Consider the following 7,865-nt stretch of genomic DNA (forward strand, 5'->3'; position numbering starts at 1 on the left):
CCCCCCCGGGGCTCCGGGATCATCTCCGTCGGCAACGACGACCAGACCGCGGCGACCCTCTTCACCGTGGGTGAGGAGGCCAGGCTGCAGCGAGCAGAGCTGCTGTTGTGGAACATCGTCCCCTGGTACCTGCCGTCCGTGGACGGGAAGACCACCAACAACGCCACCGGTCCCGAGGTCCTGGCCGCAGCACCATGGCTGGATAAGGCTCATGCCCCTGGTACCGGAGCTGGGTCTGGTCATCACCATGGGAGATCACGCCCGCGACGGATAGATGCACTACCTCACCGGTCAGGAGAGCCGGCCGTTGGTGCCCACCCTGTGCGTGCCCCCACCGAGCCCATGGTTCGTCACCCCAGGAAGTCCGTGACAGCGGGGGCTGGGCCATCCAGTGCGGGCTGGACCCCTTCAGCGGGAAGTTCCCCGTGCTCACCCCCGACTTCATCATCAGGGACACCACGGTCTGTGTGGAGGTCGATCCGCTCTACACCCACGGCCGGCGCGTCCTCCACGACGTGGTGCGCAACGCCTTGTTCGCCCAGGTGGGGTGGACCGTCATCCGCCTGCGCCTGGGCGGGCAGCACCCGTGGGGGGGGGATACGACGTCGTCACGCACGGTGAGTCGATCACCGAAGACGTCATCACCTCCCTGGTGGCGGCCGTCGCGGACGCGGTGGCCGGGCAGCCGGGACAGGTGCGCCGGGTCGGAACCACGACCGTTGCTACGACTACGGCGACCCCGGCCCAGCCGACCCCAGCCCAGCCGAACCCAGCGTCGCCCGGCACCACCGCCTCTGCGACACCATCCCGGCTCGGGACACTCACCACGCGGCCCCGCTTCGACAACGCCGTCTTCTTCACCTGGCAACTGGACTACGGCGACAAGCTCAACCTCGCCCTACTGGACTCCGGGCGCTACCTGGGCAAGAACACCGCCAAAGGCGGAGTCCGCTTCATCCGCACCACCCACTTCCACACCCTCCCCCAGCAACAATGGCCCACCGCGCTCGAAGCCGCCGTGGAACCGCTCATCGAGGCCCAGCTGGCCCCGGTCTCCCTTTTCCCCTGGGGGCAGCGCTTCTTCACCGGCCCCTGGGGAGAACACGTGCTCGTGCCCTCGCCCTTCACCCTCGGCGGACAAGAAATCATCATCGACACCGAGTTGCCCGGCCCCGACCATTGGACCCCCACCACGGTCTCCGCCGGCGACACCGAGCTGATCGAACTGCACCCCGAGGCGGCACACACCGGATGGCTGATCGCCGAAGTCCAACACCGCCCGCTACGCGGCCCCCACCGCTACAAGACCAGAATGGCCTGCACCGGCCCACGCACCGGACACTGGGCCTGAACCCAGTCCGCCCCCTGCCCACAGACCGGACAAGTCACTGACTCTGCCCCACCCTCGGCCCGGGCCACATGACTCCCACCGTGGAGCACGGGCGGTCCGATGCTCACCGCCCACCCCGATGACCAGCCGCTCCCGGGGCCGTTACCGCCAGGTGGTGGAGCGCCGCGCCGCCTCGTAAACGGCCTCGAGGACCTCAGGGGTATGGATGTCCCGATGACGCAACAGCCACCGGGCGATCTGGTGACGGGGCACCACCGACACCCCCTCGGGCTGCTGCTTGAGGACCACGTCCTCGGCGCGCACGGTCACGACCAGAGCCTCCACCGGCACGGGCAAGCCGCACACGGCGGTGAGGAGTCTGGCCGCCCGGGCTGCCTCGTGACGGCTGTTGCGCACATAGGGCTGCCGGTGGCCGTTGACCAGCACCGTGTTTCCGCCGACCCAGATCCGTGCCCCGGGGTGGTGCTTGGCGTTGACGGTGAAGATCCCACCGGGGCCGATGACCAGGTGGTCGATGTCAGCACCCCGCTCCCCGACCGGGATGGCATGCAGCACCCGCCACCGAGGATCCCTCGCGACCACCTTGGCGAACTGGGCGGCGACCTTCACCTCCCCATCCGCCCCGATCCGCCAGGCCCGCTCCTCGGTGTGGACACCCAGCAAGCGGGCCACGACTGTCTTCACCGGCGCGGCCTCCCGCGCCGTGCGGGCCTGTTCCCGGGCCTGGGCCCCGGGGGTGTGGGCGGCCAGATCGATCCATGGCCGGGCTCCGGGTCCAGCAGTGCTGTGCTCGGAGGTGTGGATGGCTGGTTGCGCGGCACCCGTCGCGGGCATGTCCTCGGCCGGCCAGGGGTTCCCGGCGAGCGCCGGGACGACGTGGGCGCCGTCGGGAGCGGACAGGGCGGGCGGAGCGGGCGGAGGCACGGGATGGGCTGGGGTGAGCGGCCGGTCCGCCACGGATGCCGCACCGGGTACGGCATCTAGGGGAGCAACGGCTGTTAGGCCGCCGGGCGGCCGGGCGGCCTTCCACCGTGCCACAGCAGCTACCAGGGCGGGCAGGAACTGCGGGGAGTCCGGGTGGGCTTCATCGGTGGTGAGGTCCCACCACCCGATCTTCACCCCATCGGGCTGGGCCACGTACAGGCGGTCCTTGCCGTAGCGTTGCCACCGGTTGACCACCACAGGGGAGGCGTTCAGGTCACGGTGGTCGGAACTGGTCGCTGAGTCCTCTGTGCCGCTGGCCCGCCGGTCGTCTCCTTCCGACGGGGTCCTGCCCTGCGGTCGTGCTGGCTCTGTCATCTCGTTCCCTGCCCCCACCCGTTTATGTGCAAAGGTAAATGATCCGTCTCGGGTGGACAGGGTGAGTCAGCAGATGAAGTGATCAGCGTGTCCCGGAGGATCCGTCGCCACCGCCGCGAGCGCACGGGTGAGCGCGAGAGCACCGCGCAGCGGTGAGGGTCCCGCGAGCGCCCGGGTCGTGCGGGTGCCCGGTGCAGGACAGGGGCCGGGGTGTGGTCTGTCCCTGGGGTGCGGGTCTTTCCGGTGGCTGAGAGGGGCTCGGTCCTGAGGTGGGTTGAGGCCGGACGGGTCCGTCGCGAGAGTGGGTGGGTCCGACGTCGAGGCCGCACCTGCGGCAGGACCTCCTGTGCTCACCGTGGACGCAGTTCAAGCACTGGCCCGGGGTCAGAAGCAGGAGCTGCTGTCCGACCTCAGGTGTTCGCCCGACCGCGGCCATCGCTGGGGGTCAGCATCCGGGGGGGGTGAGATTCTGGGGACGCCCTCTCCCTTCCCCGTGGTTGGAGTCCTCTTGAGCGTTGCCGTCCCCTCCCCTGCCCTCGGGCACGCCCCGGTCGTCGGCTCCTTCGCCCTCGCGGCCCGGGTGCGCATGACCTCTGCCGGCACTCGTGCCCGGCTCGCCGTGGCCCTGCCCGAGGAGGTGAAGGCACCGGCCACCACCCTGGTGCCGGCGCTGCTGAGCCTGGGCCAGCAGGTCCTGGTGGAGCACCGCCTCGCAGGCCAGGACCTGCCCGAGGTGGAGGTCACCGCCGTGGAGCGGGCCGAGACCCTCCCGGCGAGCGCGGCGGCGACCGGTTTCACCGTCGGGGTCACCAACGACCTCGCCGCGCAGCGCTCCACCGTGGTGCTGGACTTGGACTACCTGCTGGGCAACGACGGCGGGGTGCTGCTGGTCGCCGCGACGCTGTTCGCCGGCGCGGAGCACCTGCTCGCCGGCGGCGACAAGCCCGCTCACCGGCGCTCCTCGCCGGGGCGCAAGCGCCAGCCGTCCTCCTCCAGTCGCCGGCGCGGTCGGGGCCGCAGCCGCCGCTGAGCTCACGGACCCGCTGCACACCTCGGTGGTGTCTCCACCGGCCATTGACCCCGCGAGTAGTCCTTCGTCAGGTCGCCCACGACTTCGCTGCTCCTGTGGAGGTGGCGGTCAGCCGGCTGGGGGTTTGGGGTGCAGCACCTTCAGGTAGGCCCACCCGTGCCGGGATGTGAAGACGAAGACCAGCGTGATCGCGATCGGGGTGATGGCCTCAGACCACGGGAACTCCGGGCGGATCAGCAGGGCAAAGGCCCCGCCGAGGACAAACGGTGCGACCACCACGATCGTCTCGACGTCGGTGCAGGGGACCACCCCGGCAGTTGTCCGCACGTCAGGATCCGTTGGCACGGTCCCGAACTTTCCCGCTGAGGAGAGGGCGCCTGGCCATCGCACATTGCTGGCCCGCCTGTCGAAGGGCGGAGGTGGCGCCTGGGCGAAGTGATGGACGAGCCCCACCAGCCCAAGGAAGGCAAGAAGCGGCAGAGGCCACCACCGTGTGGTCATCCCACCGGCCGCATCTACCAGCCACCAAGCGAGCACTGGGATGCCGATCATCATGATCGCGGCGGCGGGGAGGGCACGCACGAGGACCTGACGAGCGGTGGGAAGTGACGTTCCCTCATCCGCCGTGGCGTCACCGTCAGCACCCCGGGCGTGCCGGTCCATGAACCTGAGGCTACCGGCCGGCGCGGAGGCAATCACGACGCACAAAAGGGGGACCGGAACCGCCATAGTGCTCTGACCTGGCAACGTCCCAGCGGCAGACCTCAGGAAGTACTACTAGAACCCACCCGGCGCCCAAGGGTCCGTCTTCAGATGGCATCGACAGGTACGTGCCCCGCCAGTGGCCGGCCAGGGCCGCCTGCAGCACCGCCACGCATAGCCGCTGATGCCTCAGGGCACGGGGAGGTTGACCTGCCAACGGTCGGACTAGATCATCAGCTACGAACGCGGCATCGGACGGCCCATTCCTCACCTCCTGCCAACCCCCGGGCCAGCAGAGAGGCATCCCATGGACCTGATCGACCTCGCCCACATCACCCGGACATGACCGAGCTCGTCGGGGGCAAGGCCGCCGGCCTCGGGGCTCTCACGTCCGCGGGCGAGCGAGTGCCGGAGGGGTTCTGCCTGACCACCGAGGCCTACCGCTCGGGCACCATCCCCGAGCAGGCAGTCCTGAGGGCCTACGAACACCTCGGCGGCGGCCCCGTCGCCGTCCGCTCCAGCGCTACGGCCGAGGACCTGCCGGGCGCCAGCTTCGCCGGCCAGCAGGACACCGTCCTCGACGTGGCGGGCGAGGACGCACTGTTGGAGGCGATCCGGCAGTGCTGGGACTCTCTGGACAGCGAGCGCGCCGTCGCCTACCGGGCTGGGCAGGGGCTGGAGGCTGAGGGCCTGGCGATGGCCGTCGTCGTGCAGCGCATGATCACCCCGAGGGCCGCCGGAGTGATGTTCACCGCCAACCCGCTGACCGGCACCCGCACCGAGACCGTCATCGATGCGGTGCCGGGGCTGGGCACCGGTGTGGTGGAGGGCACCATGGACACCGACCACTACGTCTTGGCCGGTCACGGCCCGCTCCCTGAGCACCACGATCACGGCTGTCTCTCCCCTGACCAGCTGGGCGAGCTCCAGCAGAGCGGGCTGCGGGTGCAGCGCGCCCTGGGCGGCCCGCAGGACAGCGAGTTCGCCTACGATGCGCAGGGCACGCTGTGGTTGCTGCAGTCGCGGGCCATCACCACTCTCTTCCCGCTCCCGCCGGGGACCGACCCGGGGCGGGACGATCCCCGGATCTACCTGGAGGTCGGCCACATGCAGGGCCTGCGGGGTCCGGTCACTCCGATGGGTGTGTCCGTGCTGCGGGAGAGGACCCGCCGCTGGCTGCAGATCATCGGCGTCGACGACGCCGTGGTCGATCAGTTCCTCGTCGTCATCGGCGGCCGGCTGTTCATGGACCTCACCGGCTTCGTCCGCAGCCCGCGCCTGCACTCCCGGGTCCCGGAGATGGTGCAGGTCTACGGTCCGGCCGTGGCGCGGGGCGTGCGGCACGTCCTGGAGGACCCCCGCTACGCGCCCCGTCGCGTTCGTTCCGGTCAGCGCGGGTTCTCCCCCGGGGCGACGGCGCGGGCTGCTGCTGGCCGTTGTGCCGGCCGCGCTGGCCGGCGCGGGGCGGGCCCTGGCACGGCCGGCCGCCGCCCGCGAGCGCGCGTTCGGCGAGCTCGAGCAGGTCCGCCGGCAGCCCTGGGCTGAACCGGCGGACACGGCCGGCCGGATCCGTGGTGCCACCGGCTGGCAGGATGCGATGATGACCGGGCCGATGATGACCGGGCCGATGATGCGTTCCTTGCCGCCGCTGTGGGCGGCGCTCATCGCTGAGGGGGTGGCCCGATGGCTGCTGGGCGGCATTCTGCGGCCCGGGGAGCTGAATGCGACCCTGCGCGGGATGCCCCACGACGTCACCACCGAGATGGACCTGAAGCTCTGGTCCGTGGCTGAGGCCGCCGGTGCTCACCGCGAGCTGTTGGTCAGCACCGCCCCGGGCGAGCTCGCCGGGCGCTTCGTGGGCGGGGAGCTGCCCGAGTTCGGCCTGAGGGCCTTCCTGGAGGAGTACGGGATTCGCGGCAGCGCCGAGATCGACGTCGGCTCCCCCCGGTGGGGGCGAGGACTCCGCCCCCGTGTTCGCCGCCCTGGCCGGTTACCTGCAGGTGAGCGACCCGGAGCAGGCTCCGCCGGCCCGGTTCGCTCGCGCCGCCGTCGAAGCGGAGACCGCTCTGGCAGAGCTCATCGATCGCGCGAAGCGGACCCGGCCGCTGCGGGCCCGGGTCGCCGGCTGCCTGCTGCGCCGGGTCCGGGAGCTGGCTGGACTGCGCGAGTTGCCCAAGTTCCTCTGGCTGAGCCCGCTGGCCGAGGTGCGCGGGCAGCTGCTCACCGCGGGGGCCGACCTCGCCGGGCGCGGCCTGCTGGAGCAGTCGGAGGACATCATGTTCCTGACCCTGGACGAGGCCCTCGACGCCTCACGCGGGGCGGACCTGCCGGCGGTGGTGACCGGCCGGCGTCGGGAGCACGAGCGCGAGGTTCGACGGCGGCAGGGTCCGGGCCTGCTGTTGTCCGACGGCACGAATCCCCCGGAGGTGCCTGATGACACCGCGGCCGAGTACGGGCCGGACGTGCTGGTCGGCCAGCCGGCGGCCGCCGGGGTCGCGACCGGGCCGGTCCGCATCGTCCACCACCCGTCCGAGGCGAGGCTGCGGCCCGGTGACATCCTCCTCGCCCCGACCACTGACCCGGGCTGGACCCCGCTGTTCCTGACCCTCGGCGGACTCATCACCGAGACCGGCTCCACGATCGCCCACGGCCCGACCGTGGCCCGCGAGTACGGCATCCCGGCCGTGATCTGCGTGCCCGAGGCCACCACCCGGCTGACCGAGGGCCAGGTGGTCACCCTCGACGGCGCCACGGGACTGATCCGGATGCACCTCACGCAGGAGCTTCCGGGCACCGACGATCAGTGTGATCGCCCGTAACGGCCCAGCAGGACTCCGCCTCAGGTCGCTGCGGGGCCCTCGCACCAGGGCAGCGTGAGACCAGCCCCTGACGGGAGGAAAGGTCCCTCTTGCGCGCACCCGACACGACGATGTCATCCGGGGGGGGGGCTGTCAGGGTGGCCGGAGGCATGTGCTGTCCCCGTTCGGGAGTCACCCTTGCCGGGCATGCTGGGGGCGACGCACCAGGGCCCGTCAGCCGCTGGACACCAGGACGATCCCAGGGCCAGGCCGAGGAAGACCACGTGCAGGTCGTTCCACCCCTGCTGCAGGGGCCACCAGGACGAGGCGGCGATCCAGGCGCCCATGACCACCCCGGACCAGTTCTCCCCGCGGGTCCCGTAGCGCGGTCCCCGTCGCGGGGAGGTGTCACGGTCGCTGTCTTCGCGGTCATCTCGCTGGCCCTCGTTCGAGGAGATCTCTCCCCGGCCCCCGCCGGAGGGTGCGAGCGCTTCGGGGTGTCCGGGCAGCCGGCGGGTGAGCTGGATCCGATGCGCCGGAAGGCCTGGTGCCTCACCCGGCGGTTGCGGCCCCTGTCGCTGTCCTTGTCGCTGTCCTTGTCGCTGTCCTTGTCGTGGGCGCAGGGGGTGGAGGGGGTGGAGGGGGTGGAGGGGGTGGAGGGGGTGGAGGGGGTGGAGGGGGTGGA

General features: G+C 71.4%; 6 protein-coding genes and 1 pseudogene. 5 read left to right on the top strand and 2 right to left on the bottom strand.

Annotation, left to right across the window (positions count from 1 at the left end):
• Positions 1–586: 586 nt before the first annotated feature.
• Positions 587–1,351 carry a hypothetical protein gene (locus IEW07_RS20360; protein WP_188540574.1) on the top strand — a complete coding sequence of 255 codons (765 nt, stop codon included), beginning with the start codon at positions 587–589 and terminating at the stop codon, positions 1,349–1,351.
• A 141-nt stretch (positions 1,352–1,492) separates the two neighbouring features.
• Here the strand turns inward: IEW07_RS20360 and IEW07_RS20365 are convergent, their stop codons facing one another.
• Entirely contained in the window at positions 1,493–2,488 is a 996-nt protein-coding gene (locus IEW07_RS20365) for a nuclease-related domain-containing protein (protein ID WP_229742021.1), read from the bottom strand.
• Positions 2,489–3,158: 670 nt separating this feature from the next.
• Here IEW07_RS20365 and IEW07_RS20370 point away from each other — a divergent pair.
• Positions 3,159–3,680, top strand: coding sequence for a hypothetical protein (locus IEW07_RS20370; protein ID WP_188540576.1), 522 nt, complete (start codon positions 3,159–3,161; stop codon positions 3,678–3,680).
• A 108-nt stretch (positions 3,681–3,788) separates the two neighbouring features.
• Here the strand turns inward: IEW07_RS20370 and IEW07_RS20375 are convergent, their stop codons facing one another.
• Entirely contained in the window at positions 3,789–4,343 is a 555-nt protein-coding gene (locus tag IEW07_RS20375) for a hypothetical protein (protein ID WP_188540578.1), read from the bottom strand.
• A gap of 381 nt (positions 4,344–4,724) precedes the next feature.
• Between IEW07_RS20375 and IEW07_RS21320 the strand changes: the two genes are divergently transcribed.
• The 3 genes and pseudogenes from IEW07_RS21320 to IEW07_RS21325 all read left to right on the top strand — a co-directional run bounded on the left by IEW07_RS21320 (position 4,725) and on the right by IEW07_RS21325 (position 7,201).
• Entirely contained in the window at positions 4,725–5,927 is a 1,203-nt protein-coding gene (locus IEW07_RS21320; RefSeq protein ID WP_229742022.1) for a PEP/pyruvate-binding domain-containing protein, read from the top strand.
• Between the two features lie 85 nt (positions 5,928–6,012).
• Positions 6,013–6,276: pseudogene (locus IEW07_RS21880) on the top strand (PEP/pyruvate-binding domain-containing protein); the annotation flags it as partial.
• 76 nt (positions 6,277–6,352) lie between these two features.
• Complete coding sequence (locus IEW07_RS21325; RefSeq protein WP_229742023.1) at positions 6,353–7,201, top strand: PEP-utilizing enzyme; 849 nt, start codon at positions 6,353–6,355, stop codon at positions 7,199–7,201.
• Positions 7,202–7,865: the final 664 nt, after the last annotated feature.

The organism is Kocuria dechangensis (assembly GCF_014636775.1).
GTDB classification, from domain to species: Bacteria; Actinomycetota; Actinomycetes; order Actinomycetales; family Micrococcaceae; genus Kocuria; species Kocuria dechangensis.